We start from the raw sequence: 16,109 nt of genomic DNA on the forward strand, positions 1-16,109 counted from the left end.
AGAGCACTACCAACGGAGGTAATCGTGTCGACAGCACCTGCGCAGGCGGCGCATTCACGTTCGGTCGAGCAACCCGATTTCGAGGTCGTCGTCATCGGTGCCGGCTTCGGCGGCATCGGGATGGGCGTCGAACTCCGCAAGGCGGGCATTCACAACTTCCTGATCATCGACAAGAACAGCGATATCGGCGGCACCTGGCAGGCCAACACCTATCCCGGTGTGGCGGTGGATATTCCGTCGGTCTACTACAGCTTCTCCTACGAGCCGCCGAAGGTGTGGTCGCGCATGTTCGCGCCGGGCGCCGAGGTGAAGCAGTACGCCGACCAGGTGGTCGACAAGTACGGGCTGCGGCCGCGAATCCTGTTGAACACCAAGGTGGTCGGTGGCGAGTGGGACGAAACCAACCACCTGTGGCGCGGCAAACTCGACACCGGCCAGGAGGTGAGCTCGCGGTTCGTCGTCGGCGCGGTCGGCGGTCTCGAAGTGCCGAAGATGCCCGAGATCGAGGGCATCGACAGCTTCGGCGGCAAGATCGTGCACACCGCGCAGTGGGATCACGACTACGACTACACGGGCAAGCGGATCGCGGTCATCGGCACCGGTGCGACCGCGCTGCAACTGATTCCGGAAATGGCCGATATCGCCGCGCAGCTCACGGTGTTCCAACGCCGTCCGATCTGGGTGGCGCCGAAGCCGGACTTCCCGATTCCGGCCATCGCCAAGGATCTGATGGTCAATGTCGGCCCGCTGCGCCGGGCCCTGCGCGCGGCGGTGACGCTCGGCATCGACTTCGGCATCTCCGGCGTCGGGGTGTTCCACAGCCGGATCCCCGGCCTGGTCAAGCTCGCCCAACGCGGCGGAGGCGCAATGTATCGCGCCCAGCTGCCCGACGATCCTGAACTGGCGCAACGGTTGACGCCGGAGTACGCGCCCGGCTGCAAGCGGCCGTCGGTGTCGAACCGCTACCTGCGCACGTTCACCAAGGACCATGTCGAGCTCGTCACCGATCCGATAAAGAAGATCACCAAGACCGGCATCGTCACCGCGGACGGGGTGCTGCGCAAGGCCGATGTTCTGGTGTGCGCCACCGGATTCCGGGTGATGGACAAGGGCTACACGCCGCCGTATCCGCTGATCGGGCGCGACGGTCTCGATCTCGGCGAGTTCTGGGATCGCCACCACTACCAGGCGTATCAGGGGGTGACCATCCCGAAGTTCCCGAATCTGTTCATGATCACCGGGCCGTACGGCTTCGCGGCGGGCTCCTACCTCGCGATGATCGAGTGCACCAGCAGGCATGCCGCCCGCGCGATCAAGGAGGCGCGCAGGCGCGGCGCCACCGCGGTGGAGATCAAACAGGAGCCACACGACGCCTACTACGCGCAGTGCATGCGGCGGGGATCGAAGACGATGTGGCTGTCGGATGCCTGCGAAGGTTCCAATACCTACTACGTCAACTACCAGGGCGACCCGGCCGCCATCCGGCCCAGCACCCACCTCGAAATGTGGTGGGGCAACAAGCATTTCCCGTTCAACCACTACTCGTTCACGCAGCTGCCCGGCCGGACGGGCGTGGTGCACACCGGCGAGCTCGACGAAGTCCGGCCTGCGTCGTTCACCAACGACGACCTGGCCGAGTTCTTCCGCACCCGCAGGTTGAGCGTCCGCACCTAGGAGAGGATTAGGCCCGTGGTAGTTCCCTCGAAAGCCTCTGATTCCGACCAGGGTTCGGCGCCATACGACCACGAGGTGGTCGTGATCGGCGCCGGGCCGGGCGGTATCGCGGCGGGCGTGAAGTTACAGCAGGCGGGCGTCGCGAACTTCGCCCTCCTCGAGCGTGCCGACGAGGTCGGCGGCAGCTGGCACGAGAACCGCTACCCCGGGCTGAGCGTCGATGTGCCCGCGCTCACCTACCAGTACTCGTTCGCGCGAAACCCCAACTGGACCAGGTTCTTTCCGCGCGGCCCCGAGGTGAAGGCGTATCACGTCGACGTGGCGAAGCGGTTCGGCCTGTACCCGCACCTGCGCTTCGGCGTCGACATCGTCAAACAGGTCTGGGACGAGCAGCGGCACGTGTGGCAGCTGTTCGCCGCCGACGGCACCGTGGTCACCGCGCGTTTCGTGATCAGCGCGGTCGGCGCCTTCATCAACCCGAAGGCCGATCCCGGCATCCCCGGTCTGGCCTCCTACACCGGAAAAGTGCAGCGGCCCAGCGATTGGGACGCGGACTACGACTACACGGGCAAGCGCGTCGCGGTGATCGGCACCGGCGCGAGCTCGGTGCAGATCGTGCCGTCGCTGGCGCCGCAGGTCGCCGAACTCGCAGTGTTCCAACGGACTCCGGTCTGGTCGGTGCCCAAGCCCGACTACGCGGTGCCGCCCGCGGTGCAGGCCGTCCTGCGCGTGCCCGGCGTGCAGGCGGGGATCAACACCGCGGTGCTCGTCGCCGTCGACCTCACCCTGCGGGCCGGTGTGTCCGCGCCGCTGTGGTTGGCGAAACCAGCACTGCGTTCGGTGGACGCGGTGGCGATCGCGGCCTACCGACGCTACCTGCGCTGGGTGGTCAAGGATCCGGCGACCGCGGCCGCGCTCACCCCGAATTACGGCCCGATTGCCAAGCGCCCCACCATGTCCAACTACACCTTCGCCTTCAATCGGGACAACGTCGAGCTGATCACCACCCCGATCGCCCGAATCACCGAGGCGGGCATCGAAACTGCCGACGGCGTCGAGCACCGGTTCGACATGATCGTCCTCGCCACCGGCTACGAGGTGTTCTCCGACCCGGAGTCCTACCGCCCCGGCGCCATCCTCGGCCGCGACGGATTCGACCTGAGCACGTTCTTCACCGAGCACGGCCTACAGGCATATCAGAGCGTGGCGCTGCCCGACCTGCCGAACTGGTGGATGCTGGTCGGGCCGTATTCGTGGACCGGTAGCGGCTGGCACGCGTTCGTCGAGATGACGGCCGACCACGCGGTGCGCGCGATCACCGAGGCGCGGCGCAGGAAGGCGTCGATGATGGCGGTGCGGCAGTCGGTGCACGAGGCCTACCACCGACGCATCCACCGCAAGGCCGCGGCGCTGCGCTTCTATCTGGCCGAGTTGAACGGCCACGTGCCGACCTACTACCGGAACTCCCAGGGCGACACCACCTATGTGCGGCCGTCCGGCTTCTACGAGGCGCGCCGCGGCAACCGCAAGTTCCCGCTCGACGACTACGAATACGGCGTGCTCGGCACCGCTCCCGCCGTCGTCCCTGCGAAGTCGAACGGCAAGGCACCACGCACGACGACCATCACCGCCTGACCCTCGATCGGTCGCGGATCCCCCGGCATCCGGGGGTGCCGGAAACTCCGTCCACCTCCTGACCGGCCGCCCGCCGCGAACTCCCGCCAGCGCGGGCGCGCGGCGGGCAATATGATCGCGAGTGGTTCGACCGCGAGGGAGTGATGGTGACAGCCGAGTCGGTGCTGGAGGCGCAAACGACGGCCAAGGAGTTCGCGGACCTGTTCGCCCATCGGCGCTGGGTACACCGCACGCAACCGTTCCCGCACGTGTATGCCAGGGACGTGTTCGTTCCCGAGTTCTATCAGCGGCTCACCGACGACCTGGCCAGGCTCCGCGCGGAATCCCCCGGCCTGTTCGGCAAGGTGGCGGCGAACTACAGCGCCGACGGCGTGCGGCTGACCGACGTGCCGAAGGACAGCGCCCTCGCCGTGTTCGCCTCCCGCCCATGGCACGACCTCGTCGCCGGGATCGCAGGCGTCACCGCGACCGGCGACGTCGAGGGATCAGTGCACCACCATGCGCCCGGCGCGCCCTACGGCTGGCCGCACAACGACCTCAACCCTGCCTGGTTTCCCGGCGAACCGCCGGGCCCCGACGAGGTGCGACTACCGGGCGGCGCCGTGGACATCAAGACCGGTCACCGCGCGGACGGCGTCGTCGCGCGCGCGACGGTGCGCGCCGTTGCGGTGCTGTTCTATTTCGGCAATCCCGACTGGCAGCACGGTGACGGCGGCGAGACCGCGCTCTACGACCACCTCGGCGAGAACGGGCGGGCGCCGCAGCTCACTCTCATTCCGCCACTGAACAATTCGCTGATCCTGTTCGAGGTCACGCCGCGGACATGGCATACCTTCGCGGGCGGCAACACCAAGGACCGCAACAGCATCGTGATGTGGGTGCATCGGACCAAGGCCGAGGCCGTCGACCGCTTCGGAGGAGACCGCATTGTCTACTGGTGAACGCAGGGTCTGTCTACTCACGGGCGCGAGCGGCACCCTGGGTGACCTCTTCTGCCGCACCTACTACACCGACTACGACATCGTCGCGGTGTGCCGCACCCGCACGCCCGCGGTGCCGTCGCAGCTGGAGTGGTACGTCGATCCGCTCGCGCCGGAACAGCCGCTCCCCGAGAACGATTCGCGGGTGTTCGTGATCAGGGCCGACCTCGCCGAGCCCGGCGAGGTGGAGCGGGTGGTCGATCTCGCACTCGCCCGCTACGGGCGCGTCGATCTGCTGGTCAACAATGCCGCCCATGTGCAGCTGCACCCGCGCGGGATCGTCGACGGTGACGCCGCGCTCGACGCGTTCGATCCGCATTTCCAGCTCAATGTCGCAGTGCCACTGCGTTTCTCGGCTAGGCTGGCGCAGCGGTTCTGGATGCAGGCCGGGCCGCAGAACCGGGCAGCGAACCGGAATATCGTGAACGTCTCCAGCATTTCCGGCACCGAGGTGTATCCGGGTCAGGCGATGTACTCGGCGTCGAAGGCAGCGCTGAACCATCTGACCAGAAGCATCGCCGAGGAGTTCGCGGAGTTCGGGGTGCGCGCGAATGCCATCGCGCCGACCACCTTCCCTGCGCTGGTGCCGACCGAGCAGGTCGCGCAGTCGATCATCGAGCTCGATCAGAGCACGCTGACCGGTGGCGTGTTCGGCGTCGGTGTGGAGCCGGACGCCGCGGCAGACGCCCGACTCGCCGACGCCGAGCACTAACGTGGTGCGCCGGTGACCTGCTCGGACATCTCCCACAACTGTTGAGCGAAAGCAGGATCCACCGCCTGCTTGACGCTCGGCTGTTCCAGCTTCGTCCGGTGGAAGTACTGTCCGTTGATCGGCTCGTCCGTGGTCGCCAAGTGCACCAACGGTTCCGAGCCCTTTTCGGGCCTGATGAAGAACGGCCTGCTCAGCGGGGACCGGATGAGCGTGCCGAGTCCGAACGGCGCGTTGTCGTAGACGTGGGTGGCGACCGCGCCGGGATGGAAAGCGGCAGTGACCAATCCGGTGCCCTCGGTGCGCCTGGCCAGCTCCCTGGTGAACACGATGTTGGCCAGCTTGGACGCGGCGTAGGCGCCCATCTGGTTGAACGAGCCGGTCGTCGCGTTGACGGTGTCGAGATTCAGCTTGGCCATCCGGTACGTCACGCTGGCGGTGTTGATCACGCGCGCCTGCGACTGGACGAGCCGGTCGAGGAGCAGGGTGGTCAGCAGGAACGGGGACAGGTGGTTGACCTGGAAGGTCAGCTCGTTGCCGTCGGCGGTGGCGGTGCGCTTGGGCCATGAGCCGCCCGCGTTGTTGGCCAGCACGTCGATCCGCGGATAGCGATCGAGCAGCTGGTCGGCGAGTTTGCGCACCTCGTCGAAGCGGGCGAAATCGGCGAGGAACGGCTCGCCGCCCGCCTTGGCGGCCACCTCGGCGGTGCGCTCCGGGTCACGACCGACCACCGCGACGGTGGCGCCGCGCGCCCCCAAGGTCGCCGCCGCCACCGCGCCGATGCCGGAACTCGCCCCGGTCAGCACCACTGTCTTGCCTGTCAGATCCTGGTCCTGCACAGCCATCCCTGCCTCCTGAGCATTGGCCTACCTGACCTGATCGTCTTCGGCCTGCGCGGATTCGGCAAGTGGTGACGCGCTCGAGAAGTGGGCAGCGATCTCGTCGGTGGTGGTCAGCCACACCCCGGGATAATTCGCCACGTACTCCAGTGCTTGGTCCAGATACTTGGCCCGGAACGCCTGCCCGATGACGAACGGGTGCAGCGCCAGCGCCATCACCCGGCCGCTGTCGGCCGACTCGGCGTGCAGCTGATCGAGCTGATCCTTGACGATCTGCACGAAATCCGGCCCGCTGGTGGCCTTCCCGACGAACAGCGAGATGTCGTTCAGCTCAACGCTGTACGGAACGCTGAGCAGGCCGGGCACGTTCAGCCGGTACGGCTGATCGTCGTTGGTCCAGTCGAGCACATAGCTCAGCCCGAGCTCGGCCAAAAGCTCAGGGGTGTGGAAGGTTTCCGAAAGCGCGGGTCCCATCCAGCCGCGCGGCCTGGTGCCGGTGGCCCGTTCGATGGTGTCGACCACCTCGGTGAGGTAGTCGCGCTCCTGCTCGATCGACATGTCGGCCTGCAGGATCGAGTTGTTCTTGCCGTGTGCCAGCCACGCCCAGTCCCTGGCGACGCCGGCCGTGATGATCTGCGGATTATGTTCCACCACATCGGAATTGAGCAGCACGCTGGCGCGGAGGTGATGCCGGTCGAGAATGTCGAGCACCCGCCAGAACCCGACCCGGGGGCCGTAGTCGCGCCAGCCGTAGTTCAACGGGTCAGGGGTCAGTCCGGCGGTGCCCGCGAAAATGCTCGTCGAAGGCCGATCCACTTGGTAGTGCTCGATATTCAGCCCAACATAAAAAGCGACCCGAGCACCATCGGGCAACCGGATCGGCGCGCGGTCGACAATGGGGCTGTAGTCATAGAGTCCGTTGTCCATACCGCCATTGTCGAACCTGACACCAATGTCAGATACAACGATCGGCCGGGTGAGATACCGCACACGGCAACGCAGCGCTGGGGACTTGGCCAGCACAGACGCGGCGTGTTGGTGTGTATCGTGCACGCCGGTCTCCTGCATACTCACCGAAAGGTGAGCGAGGGTGCCCGACGCAGCTCCAACTCGATCCGAAAGTACCGATACTCATGCGAGTCGACGGGCGGGAAATCCCGGTCACGGGCAACCTGCTACAACCGCTGATCCGGCGGACCAGTGACATCGTCCGAGTCGTGCTCGCGGCGTTGTGGGTTGGGGTCGTCATCGCCGCGTCGTTGATCACCCGGCCGGAATGGCTACAGCTGGAAAAGTCGCTGTCCAACATCGTCGGATTCCTCGAACCCGAGCAGTCCAACCTGGTGTATCTCGTCTACGGCATGGCGATCGTCGCATTGCCCTTCGCCATCTTGATCGAGCTCATCATCGGCAGGCAATGGAAACTGCTTGCCGGGTACGCGGCGGCAGGCCTGATCGCCGGACTCCTGCTTTCGATCACCGGAACCGGCCTTTCCGCGCCGAAATGGCATTTCGAGCCCAACCGGCTCGATACCTTCCTCTCCCAATTCCTGGACGACCCGCGCTGGATCGCGATGCTGGCGGCGGTGCTCACGGTGTCGAGCCCGTGGCTGCCCAACCGCCCGCGCCGGTATCTGTGGTTCCTGCTGCTCGCGTTCGCGCCGATCCACCTGGTCGTCAGCACCGTCGTGCCCGCGCGGGCGATGTTCGGGCTCGCCGTCGGCTGGCTGGTCGGCGCGATCCTCGTGTGGCTGGTCGGCACGCCCGCGCTGGAGGTGCCGCTGGACGCGGCCGCGCGCGTGCTGGCCAAGCGGGGGCACACGGTCACCCGGTTCACCGTCGTGCATCCGGCAGGCCGGGGTCCGCTGGTGCTCGCCGCCGCTATCGACGGGCCGGAACGCGAGCTCGTCATCGAGTTGTACGGCAAGAATCAGCGCAGCTTCGGGGCGCTGCGCCAGCTGTGGCGCTGGCTCACCTTCCGGGCCAGCGAAACCGCGGCGCTGCACGGATCCATGCATCGTGCCGTCGAGCATCGCGCGCTGATCACCATCGCGGTCGGCGACCTCGGGCTGGCGAGCAGCACCTCGGTCGCAGTCGCCGCGCTCGATCGCGGCTGGATGATGCACGCGCACACCATGCCGAAGGGCGCACCGCTCACCGAGCTGCCCGCCGAACAGCTGACGCAGGTGTGGACCGGGCTGCGCGCATTGCACGACGGCCAGATCTCGCACGGCGACCTGCGCCCCACCGAGATCCGAATCGACAACGGCAGCACGCTGTTCGGCGGATTCGCCAGCTCGGAGTACGGCGCATCGGCCAAGCAGCAGCAGTCCGACATCGCACAGCTGCTGGTGTCGACGACCGCGATCTTCGGCAAGGAGGCCGCGGTGCGCGCGGCCATCGAATCACTCGGCGCGCAGGCCGTATTGGCCGCGGCGAGCCGATTGATCAAGTCCGCCATGCCGGTCGGGCTCCGCAGGTCGGTCCCCGAGTGGAAGCACGCCCTGTCCGAGGCGCGCGATGAAGTGCGCAAGCAGACCGGGCAGGATCGGATCCAGGCCGAGCAGATCACGCGATTCACCCGCAACCAGATCATTCAGCTGGTGCTGCTGATCGGGCTCGTCTACGTCGCGTATCCGTTCATCAGCGCGGTGCCGACCTTCTTCACCCAGCTGAAGTCGGCGAACTGGTGGTGGGCGCTGCTCGGGCTCGCCGTGTCGAGCCTGACGTATGTCGGTGCGGCAGCGGCACTGTGGGCCTGCGCGTCCGGTGCGGTGAGCTTCCGCAATCTGGTGATCATGCAGATCGCCAACACCTTCGCCGCGACGACCACCCCCGCCAGGGTCGGCGGGCTCGCGCTCAGCGTGCGGTTCCTGCAGAAGGGCGGCATCGGCGCCGTGCGTGCCACCGCCGCGGTCGCGTTGCAGCAGGCGGTGCAGGTGATCACGCACCTGAGCCTGCTCGCCGTGTTCAGCGTCGCGGCGGGCACCTCGGCCAATCTCTCGCATTTCGTGCCGGACCCCACGGTGTTGTATCTGCTCGCCGGTGTCGGGGTCGGCATCATCGGCACGTTCATGTTCGTGCCGACATTGCGTCGCTGGCTGAACAATTCGGTGCGGCCCCAATTGCAGGAAGTGCTCGGCGAACTCGGCCAGCTGGCCCGCGACCCCAAGCGTTTCTCGGTGATCATCCTCGGCTGCGCCGCGATCACCCTCGGCATGGCGGGGGCGCTGTGGGCCAGCGTCGAGGCATTCGGCGGCGGCACCACCTTCGTGACCGTCACCATCGTCACCATGATCGGCGGCACGCTCGCCTCCGCGGCGCCGACGCCCGGCGGTGTCGGCGCCGTCGAGGCCGCGCTGATCGGCGGTCTCGCCGCCTTCGGTCTTCCTGCGAATATCGCGGTGCCCTCGGTGCTGCTCTACCGCGTGCTCACCTGCTGGCTTCCGGTGTTCTGCGGCTGGCCGACCATGCGCTGGCTGGCGTCGAAGGACATGATCTAGCCCCTAATTCCTTGGTGGCGCGCGGAAATGTGAAAGTCACCAAAACGAAGGTGGCATCCGACGCAGTCGATCGGAAATACTGCCGCGAATACGCCATAACCGTCGGAGTTGGTAGGCAGAACTCCGGTTTCGGTGTCATGGTGACTGGGTCCGATGGAAGACTGGGGTGCGTTTTTGGTCATGCGTTCATGGCCGGGAGGTGTCCGCACTTCGACCAGGGGCAAAATATCGGAAACCGTTCCGTTCGGGACGGATTCGCGACAGTTGTACGGGAGGCACATTGTCGTCGGAAGTGAAAAGGGTGACGGGCAGCACGGATCGCCGGGTACGGCGGACCAAGAGCCTGCTGCATCGGGCATTGATCGAACTCATGCTCGAACGCGGCTATGACCGAATCTCGGTGCGCGACATACTGCATCGCGCCGATGTCGGCCGATCCACGTTCTACGCGCACTTCCGGGACAAAGACGATCTGCTGCTGCTGAGCAGCACCGACTATCTGCGCGCCGCGGTGACCGCGACCGGATCCGGCGACACCGACGCCACGGTGCCGCTGGCGCCGGTGCACACGCTGTTCCAGATGGCGGCGGCGAATCCCGAGGTGTACCAGGCGCTACTCGGCCGCAAAAGTGGTGCCCTGCTGCTGCGTACGACGCGGCAAATGGTCGCCGACATCCTCACCGAGCACCTGTCCGAACTGCTGGACATGGACGAGGCCGAGTTCACCGCGACCATGACGTTCCTGTCCTGGGGCATCGTCGGGGTGCTCGGCGCGATCGCCGACGCCGACCCGCCGATAGCCCCGGCCGAGGCGTATCAACGCCTGGAACAACTGATCGAACCCGGCCTGTCCAGCCGGGTTCGCACCGGCTGAGGCGCAAAGACCTTGATCCGCATCCTTTCTGTGGATCCGCACCAGCGCTGGGCTGCCAGAACGGGTGCGGATGCACAGAAAGGATGCGGATCAAGGGGTTTCGCGAATTGACCTCGGAACACCGCTGGCGAGCGGGTTTCGAGGTGGCGCTAGCCGACGATGACGCTGTCGGCCAGGCGCGCCGTGATGAGTTCCTCCGCCTCGCGGACCATCCGGGTGATCAGTTCTTCACAGGTCGGGATGTCGTGGATAAGGCCTTGAACCTGGCCTGCGCTCCAGATGCCTGCGTCGAGGTCGCCCTCCTCGAAGACGCGGCGGCCGCGGGCGCCGGCGACGAGGTCGCGGACATCCTCGAAAGTGCCTCCCGCCTTTTCGATTTCGACGACCTTGCGGCTGATCTCGTTGTCGGCCACGCGAGCGGTGTTGCGCATGGTGCGGAAGATCAGCTGGGTGTCGCGCTCGGAGTGGGCGACGATCTGTTCCTTGACCTTCTGGTGCACCGCGGATTCCTGGGTGCACAGGAAGCGGGTGCCCATGTTGACGCCATCCGCGCCGAGGGCAAGGGCGGCGACGAGTCCGCTGGCGTCGGCGAAACCACCGGAGGCGATCATCGGGATGTCCAAAACCCTTGCGGCGGCAGGGATCAGGATCAGACCGGGGACATCGTCCTCGCCGGGGTGGCCCGCACATTCGAAGCCGTCGATGCTGACGCCGTCGACGCCGATCCGCTGCGCCTTCAGCGCATGCCGGACGCTGGTGCACTTGTGCAGCACCTTGATGCCCGCGTCCTTGTAGTACGGCAGGAACGGTTCGGGATTGCTGCCCGCCGTCTCGACGATCTTGACGCCGCTCTCGATGATGGCCTGCACGTACTCGGCGTACGGCGGCGGGTTGATCGACGGCAGGATGGTGACGTTCACGCCGAACGGCTTGTCGGTCAGCTCCCTGGTGCGGTCGATCTCGCGCCGCAGATCGTCGGGCGTCGGCTGGGTGAGCGCGGTGATGAACCCGAGCCCGCCCGCGTTGGCGACGGCCGCGACGAGTTCGGCGCGGCCGACCCACATCATGCCGCCCTGCACGATCGGGTGTTCTACGCCGAAGGTCTCGGTGAACCTGGTACGCAGCATTGCGCTCTCCTTGTGTTCGCGCGGGCGTGCCAGTTCGCCCGGACCCGTCGATGGTGACACGAGGGTCCGCTCGGGTTCAACTCCTAAGTAAGCCATCGTTCGCATCCCGATGGCACGCCGGAGCGGCTTCTACCGGACCAGCACTGCCCGATATTGCGGGAAAACAGCAGCTAACAGGCATTTGTCCGGAGCGAGGCCTGGGTCGCCTCGATTAACGACGGTTCGTGTGCCGAATGCTTGCCCGGCGATTAAGTTAATTGCTATTCTGCTGTTCAGATCAGCCCGTCACCCGCTCTCGACCACCTCAGGCGGACGCAGGTTCGGGTCCGAGAGGAGTTCGTGGCATGACCATCGGTGTCCAGGCGCTCGGCGAGCCGATCAGGTCGCGCCGCAACCACTGGAACAACCAGCTCGCCACCCACGCGCAGATGCGCCCGGACGCGACCGCCGTGCGGTTCCGCGGGGCGGACACCACGTGGCGGCAGCTGCACGAGCGCTCCCTGAAGTTCGCCGACGCGCTGGCCCGCCGCGGCGTCGGCTTCGGCGACCGGGTGTTGATCCTGGCGCTGAACTACCCCGAATACCTGGAGACCGTCTTCGGCATCAACGCGCTCGGCGCCATCGCGGTGCCGGTGAACTTCCGGCTCACCCCGCCCGAGGTCGCCTACATCGTGAGCGACAGCGGCGCCAAGGCGATCGTCACCGACACCGTGCTGCAGCCGCTGGCCGCCGCCGTGCGGGCCCAGTCGCCCGCGCTGGAGACCTGCATCGTGATCGGTGGCCAGAGCAGCGACGGCGTCCTCGGCTTCGACGACGTGCTCGCCGAGGACGGCGCGCCGCACCCGCCACTGGATATCGCGGAAGACACCCCGGCGTTGATCATGTATACCTCAGGAACCACCGGAAGCCCGAAGGGCGCGGTGCTGTCCTATGCGAACATGAATTCCCAAGCGCTGACCTGCATTCGGGCGCTGACAATGACCCAGGATTCCGTCGGCTTCTGCACCTCGCCGCTGTTCCACATCGCCGGACTCGGCAGTCTCGCACCGGCTTTCCTGCTCGGCTGTAAAACCGTGCTGCATCCGCTGGGCGCGTTCGACGCAGGCGAATTCCTCGACGCGGTCGAGCGCGAGCAAGCCACCTCGGCCTTCTGCGTGCCCGCCCAGTGGCAGCTCATCTGCGATCACCCCACGGTGCGCGATCGCAAGCTGGCGCTGGAGGTCCTCAGCTGGGGTGCGGCGCCCGCCTCGGATACGGTGCTGCGCGCCATGTCCGACTGCTTCCCGAACGCGGTCAACGTCGCGGTCTTCGGGCAGACCGAGATGTCGCCGATCACCTGCGTGCTGGAGGGCAAGGACGCGCTGCGCAAGCTCGGCTCGGTCGGCACGCCGATCCCGACCATCCAGACGCGCATCGTCGACGACGAGATGAACGACGTCGCGCCCGGTGAGATCGGCGAAATCGTCTATCGCGGACCGACTCTCATGCAGGGCTACTGGAACAAGCCGGAGGCGACGGCGGAAGCGTTCGCCGGCGGCTGGTTCCACTCGGGCGACCTGGTGCGCCAAGACGCGGACGGCTTCATCTACGTGGTCGACCGCAAGAAGGACATGATCATTTCCGGCGGCGAGAACATCTACTGTGCGGAGGTGGAGAACGTGCTCTTCGCGCATCCGAAGATTCGCGAGGCGGCCGTGATCGGCAGGGCGCACGAGAAGTGGGGCGAGGTTCCGGTCGCCGTCGTCGCGCTCACCAGCGCCGACGAGACGCTGACCCTGGACGAGTTGACGGAATTCCTCAACGAGAACCTGGCGCGCTACAAACACCCCAAGGACCTGGTGCTTGTTGCGGAGCTGCCGCGCAATGCCAGCGGCAAGGTGGTCAAAGTCCAACTGCGCAAGGATTATTCATCCTGACACCGGCCACCTGAGATACGGTCGGTCGATGGCCATCCCTCGGATCCGCGCGGCGGTGCTCGCGCTGCACTGGCAGGTGAACGTGATCAAGCCCGAAGGCTTCTTCGGGCCGATGCTGGCCGAGCCGGTCGCCGCCAGCGGCGTGGTGGCGCGCGCGGTGCGTTTCCATGAGGCGGCCGCCGCCGCGCAAACGCCGGTGATCTTCACCAGGTTCACCATTCCGGTCGGCGAGGGCGAACTGGTCCGCAACACCGGCTTCATGCGGTCGGTGGGCGCGGCGCAGACCGAGTTCCGGCCGGAATCCCCAGGCACTCAGCTCATTCCGGAGATGGCGGGCCAGCAGACCGAGGTGTTCGACAATCAGAAGCTGTCCGGGCTGGCCGGTAACAAGCTCGCCGAATGGTTCGCCGGGCATGGCATCGACACGCTGTTCGTCACCGGCGTCGCGACCAACCTGACCGTGGAGCAAACCGCAAGGCACGCCACCGATCTCGGCTTCACCGTGCACGCGGTGGCCGACTGCGTGGCGGCGGCGACACCGGACGCGCACGAGGCGGCGCTGGCCAACCTCGAACTCGTCACGGCAGGCTCGTTGACCGCGGCGCAGTCCTTGGAGCTGATCACCCGACGCTGACCGGGACCGCGAAAACCGTTCGACCAGCGGCGGTCCCGAACCATACGCTGACCTGGAATCGAACGGGGGTTCCATGTCCACCTTTGAAGTAACCGCTGAGCGGCTGGTCGTCCACCCGCATCCGAACGCGGATCGGCTCGAGCTCGCGCAGGTCGGGCTCTACCGGGCCGTTGTCGCCAAGGGCGCGTTCACGACCGGTGACTACGCGCTGTACATCCCCGAGCAGGCGGTGCTGCCCGAGGCACTGATCGCCGAGCTCGGGCTGACCGGCAAGCTGGCGGGCGGCGCGCACAACCGGGTCAAGACGGTGCGGTTGCGCGGCGAGGTGTCGCAGGGCATCGTCTGCCTGCCCGAACTGGTCGGCGCGGTGGACCTGACGCAGGCTGCTACCGAGCGCACCGATTTCGCCGAGTTGCTCGGCGTGGTCAAGTGGACGCCGCCGATCCCGGTGTCGATGTCGGGTGCGGTGGAGTCCGCGCCCGACCTGATCCGGTGGATCGACGTCGAGAACATCAAGCGGTACCCGGATATTTTTGTGCCGGGCGAGCCGGTCGTTGCCACCGAAAAGATCCACGGCTCCGCGTGTTTGCTGACCTACCTCCGGGAGTCCGACCGAATCCAGGTGTCCTCCAAGGGCATCGGCGCGCAGTCGCTGGCGCTGATGCCGGTCGAGGGAAATCTGTACTGGCGCGCCGCGCACCGGCACGGCCTCGTCGACGCCGCGCGCAAGCTGGCCGCAGCGCTCGACGTCGCGCGGGTCGGTCTGTTCGGTGAGGTCTACGGCGCGGGCGTGCAGGACCTGCACTACGGCGCCAGCGCCAGGCAGGACGAGACCCTCGGCTACGCGCTGTTCGACATCGCGATCGAGCAGGCAGGCGCGGTGCGCTGGCTCGACCACGCCGAAATCGGCTCGGTGCTAGGCGATCTCGGCGTGACAGTGCCACGCGCACCCGTGCTCTACGAAGGCCCGTACGACATCGAACTGCTGCTCCGGCTCGCGGAGGGCGCCGAGACGATCACCGGAACGGCGGCCAACATCCGTGAGGGTGTGGTGATCCGACCTGCGGCAGAACGGTATTCGCCGATTCTCGGCGGCCGGGCGATCGGCAAGATCGTGTCCGACGCGTACCTGCTCCGTGACGGGGGCACCGAGTACGAGTGAGGCCGCGGGCCGGGTAGGCATACCCGGCCCCGCCGCTACGCCCTGGCGTGCATCGCGGCGTAGTCGTGGCTCGCGATGATCTCGATGTCCGCGGGCAGCGCGTGCATGCGCTGGATCGTGCGGAATGCCTCGTCGCGGTCGGCATCGACGAGTTGCCCCGGCATCGGCGCCTTCTCCCGGATCAACTCCACCTGCAGTTTGTTCCAGATCGAGTCGCCTGCCAACAGCACCCGGGTGCCGTCATCGACCGCGAGCAGGACACCGATGCTGCCGGGGGTGTGGCCCGCCAGGTCGACGAGCACGACCGCGCCGTCGCCGAACACATCGTGACTGCGCGGGAAGGTGAGCACGGGCGGCCCGTCGAGTTCCACCGGCGCGATGGTCTGGCCACGCAAGGGTGCGCGGACCACACCGATCGGGGCCTCGGCGCCGTGCATCGCCCAGTCGTACTCGACGGCGGGCAGCCGGAGCTCGAGCGTGTCCGGCAGCTCGAGCAGGCCGGAAACATGGTCCCAGTGCAGGTGGGTGGCCAGCATGAAGTCGATATCGGACGGCCCGAGGTCGCGCGCGGCGAGCGCGTTGCTCAGTCCGAGCACCGGCTTGTCCGGGGACACCATCCTGCCGAAGGGGAACGGCAGCCCGGGCAGGACGCGCTCGTGCACGTCCGAGCAGATGGCCGGATCGACGAGGAACCGCGCCTGCGGATGCTCGACCAGGAACGCGCCCATCGCCATCGGCACCTCGCGCAGGCTGCGCACGCCCTCGGCGACCAGGATGGTCGGCGCGGCCATCGTGGCCTGCGGTATGGCGGTCAGCCGGACCGTTGCCCCGGCCTTCGGGGCGGGGGCGGTGCTGAGCCCGGCGAGAAACGCCTGGTCAGGTTGACGTGGTCGAAGCAGGCGGCGGGGCGTGGCGGCCAGTGCCGTGCAGCACCTGGCCAGCGTGCTGAACGTTCCGGGTCGTCCATCGGCCAGGCCTGCGGCGTTTTCGGTCACCTCGCCACGGTAGGGGATGGACACGCCACGCAAAAGACTCTTCTCCACGGTCCGATATCTC

Annotated in this window: 13 protein-coding genes; 9 read left to right on the forward strand and 4 right to left on the reverse strand. The window is 67.0% G+C overall.

Going from position 1 to position 16,109, the window contains the following annotated elements; translation table 11 throughout:
- Positions 1-24: 24 nt before the first annotated feature.
- The 4 genes from ACGFNJ_RS03970 (at position 25) to ACGFNJ_RS03985 (ending at position 5,001) form a co-directional block, all read left to right on the forward strand.
- The gene (locus ACGFNJ_RS03970; protein WP_393443072.1) at positions 25-1,674 is read left to right on the forward strand and encodes a flavin-containing monooxygenase; all 1,650 of its coding nucleotides are present in this window, start codon (positions 25-27) and stop codon (positions 1,672-1,674) included.
- A 15-nt stretch (positions 1,675-1,689) separates the two neighbouring features.
- Positions 1,690-3,309, forward strand: a complete 1,620-nt coding sequence (locus tag ACGFNJ_RS03975; protein ID WP_393443074.1) for a flavin-containing monooxygenase — start codon at positions 1,690-1,692, stop codon at positions 3,307-3,309.
- 143 nt (positions 3,310-3,452) lie between these two features.
- On the forward strand, positions 3,453-4,250 hold the full coding sequence (locus ACGFNJ_RS03980) for a 2OG-Fe(II) oxygenase family protein (RefSeq protein ID WP_393443076.1): 798 nt from the start codon (positions 3,453-3,455) through the stop codon (positions 4,248-4,250).
- Entirely contained in the window at positions 4,237-5,001 is a 765-nt protein-coding gene (locus tag ACGFNJ_RS03985) for an SDR family NAD(P)-dependent oxidoreductase (protein WP_393443078.1), read from the forward strand. Before ACGFNJ_RS03980 ends, ACGFNJ_RS03985 begins: the two co-directional genes overlap by 14 nt.
- Here ACGFNJ_RS03985 and ACGFNJ_RS03990 read toward each other — a convergent pair.
- Both ACGFNJ_RS03990 and ACGFNJ_RS03995 read right to left on the reverse strand, forming a co-directional pair.
- The gene (locus ACGFNJ_RS03990) at positions 4,998-5,843 is read right to left on the reverse strand and encodes an SDR family NAD(P)-dependent oxidoreductase (protein ID WP_393443080.1); all 846 of its coding nucleotides are present in this window, start codon (positions 5,841-5,843) and stop codon (positions 4,998-5,000) included. The genes ACGFNJ_RS03985 and ACGFNJ_RS03990 overlap by 4 nt on opposite strands.
- Positions 5,844-5,864: 21 nt before the next feature.
- Positions 5,865-6,764 (reverse strand): polysaccharide deacetylase family protein, encoded by a 900-nt coding sequence (locus ACGFNJ_RS03995; RefSeq protein ID WP_393443082.1) that lies wholly within the window; start codon positions 6,762-6,764, stop codon positions 5,865-5,867.
- A 206-nt stretch (positions 6,765-6,970) separates the two neighbouring features.
- On the opposite strand from ACGFNJ_RS03995, the gene ACGFNJ_RS04000 reads away from it, so the two are divergent.
- Both ACGFNJ_RS04000 and ACGFNJ_RS04005 read left to right on the forward strand, forming a co-directional pair.
- Entirely contained in the window at positions 6,971-9,340 is a 2,370-nt protein-coding gene (locus ACGFNJ_RS04000; protein WP_393443084.1) for a lysylphosphatidylglycerol synthase domain-containing protein, read from the forward strand.
- A 301-nt stretch (positions 9,341-9,641) separates the two neighbouring features.
- Positions 9,642-10,214, forward strand: coding sequence for a TetR/AcrR family transcriptional regulator (locus ACGFNJ_RS04005; RefSeq protein WP_393443086.1), 573 nt, complete (start codon positions 9,642-9,644; stop codon positions 10,212-10,214).
- Positions 10,215-10,363: 149 nt separating this feature from the next.
- On the opposite strand, the gene ACGFNJ_RS04010 is transcribed toward ACGFNJ_RS04005, so the two are convergent.
- Entirely contained in the window at positions 10,364-11,341 is a 978-nt protein-coding gene (locus tag ACGFNJ_RS04010; RefSeq protein WP_393443088.1) for an NAD(P)H-dependent flavin oxidoreductase, read from the reverse strand.
- Positions 11,342-11,685: 344 nt separating this feature from the next.
- Here ACGFNJ_RS04010 and fadD5 point away from each other — a divergent pair, with 344 nt between their 5' ends.
- From fadD5 to ACGFNJ_RS04025, 3 genes are all read left to right on the forward strand, one after another.
- Positions 11,686-13,257: a fatty-acid--CoA ligase FadD5 gene (gene fadD5 / locus ACGFNJ_RS04015; RefSeq protein ID WP_393443090.1), complete on the forward strand. Its 1,572-nt coding sequence runs from the start codon at positions 11,686-11,688 to the stop codon at positions 13,255-13,257.
- 28 nt (positions 13,258-13,285) lie between these two features.
- A complete protein-coding gene (locus tag ACGFNJ_RS04020; RefSeq protein WP_393443092.1) occupies positions 13,286-13,891 on the forward strand; it encodes a cysteine hydrolase in 606 nt (201 codons plus the stop codon).
- 73 nt (positions 13,892-13,964) lie between these two features.
- Positions 13,965-15,053 (forward strand): RNA ligase (ATP), encoded by a 1,089-nt coding sequence (locus ACGFNJ_RS04025; RefSeq protein ID WP_393443094.1) that lies wholly within the window; start codon positions 13,965-13,967, stop codon positions 15,051-15,053.
- A 35-nt stretch (positions 15,054-15,088) separates the two neighbouring features.
- On the opposite strand, the gene ACGFNJ_RS04030 is transcribed toward ACGFNJ_RS04025, so the two are convergent.
- Positions 15,089-16,048, reverse strand: coding sequence for an MBL fold metallo-hydrolase (locus ACGFNJ_RS04030; protein WP_393443097.1), 960 nt, complete (start codon positions 16,046-16,048; stop codon positions 15,089-15,091).
- Between the last annotated feature and the right edge of the window lie 61 nt (positions 16,049-16,109).

Source organism: Nocardia sp. NPDC049149 (assembly GCF_043197455.1).
In the GTDB taxonomy this organism is placed as follows: Bacteria; Actinomycetota; Actinomycetes; order Mycobacteriales; family Mycobacteriaceae; genus Nocardia.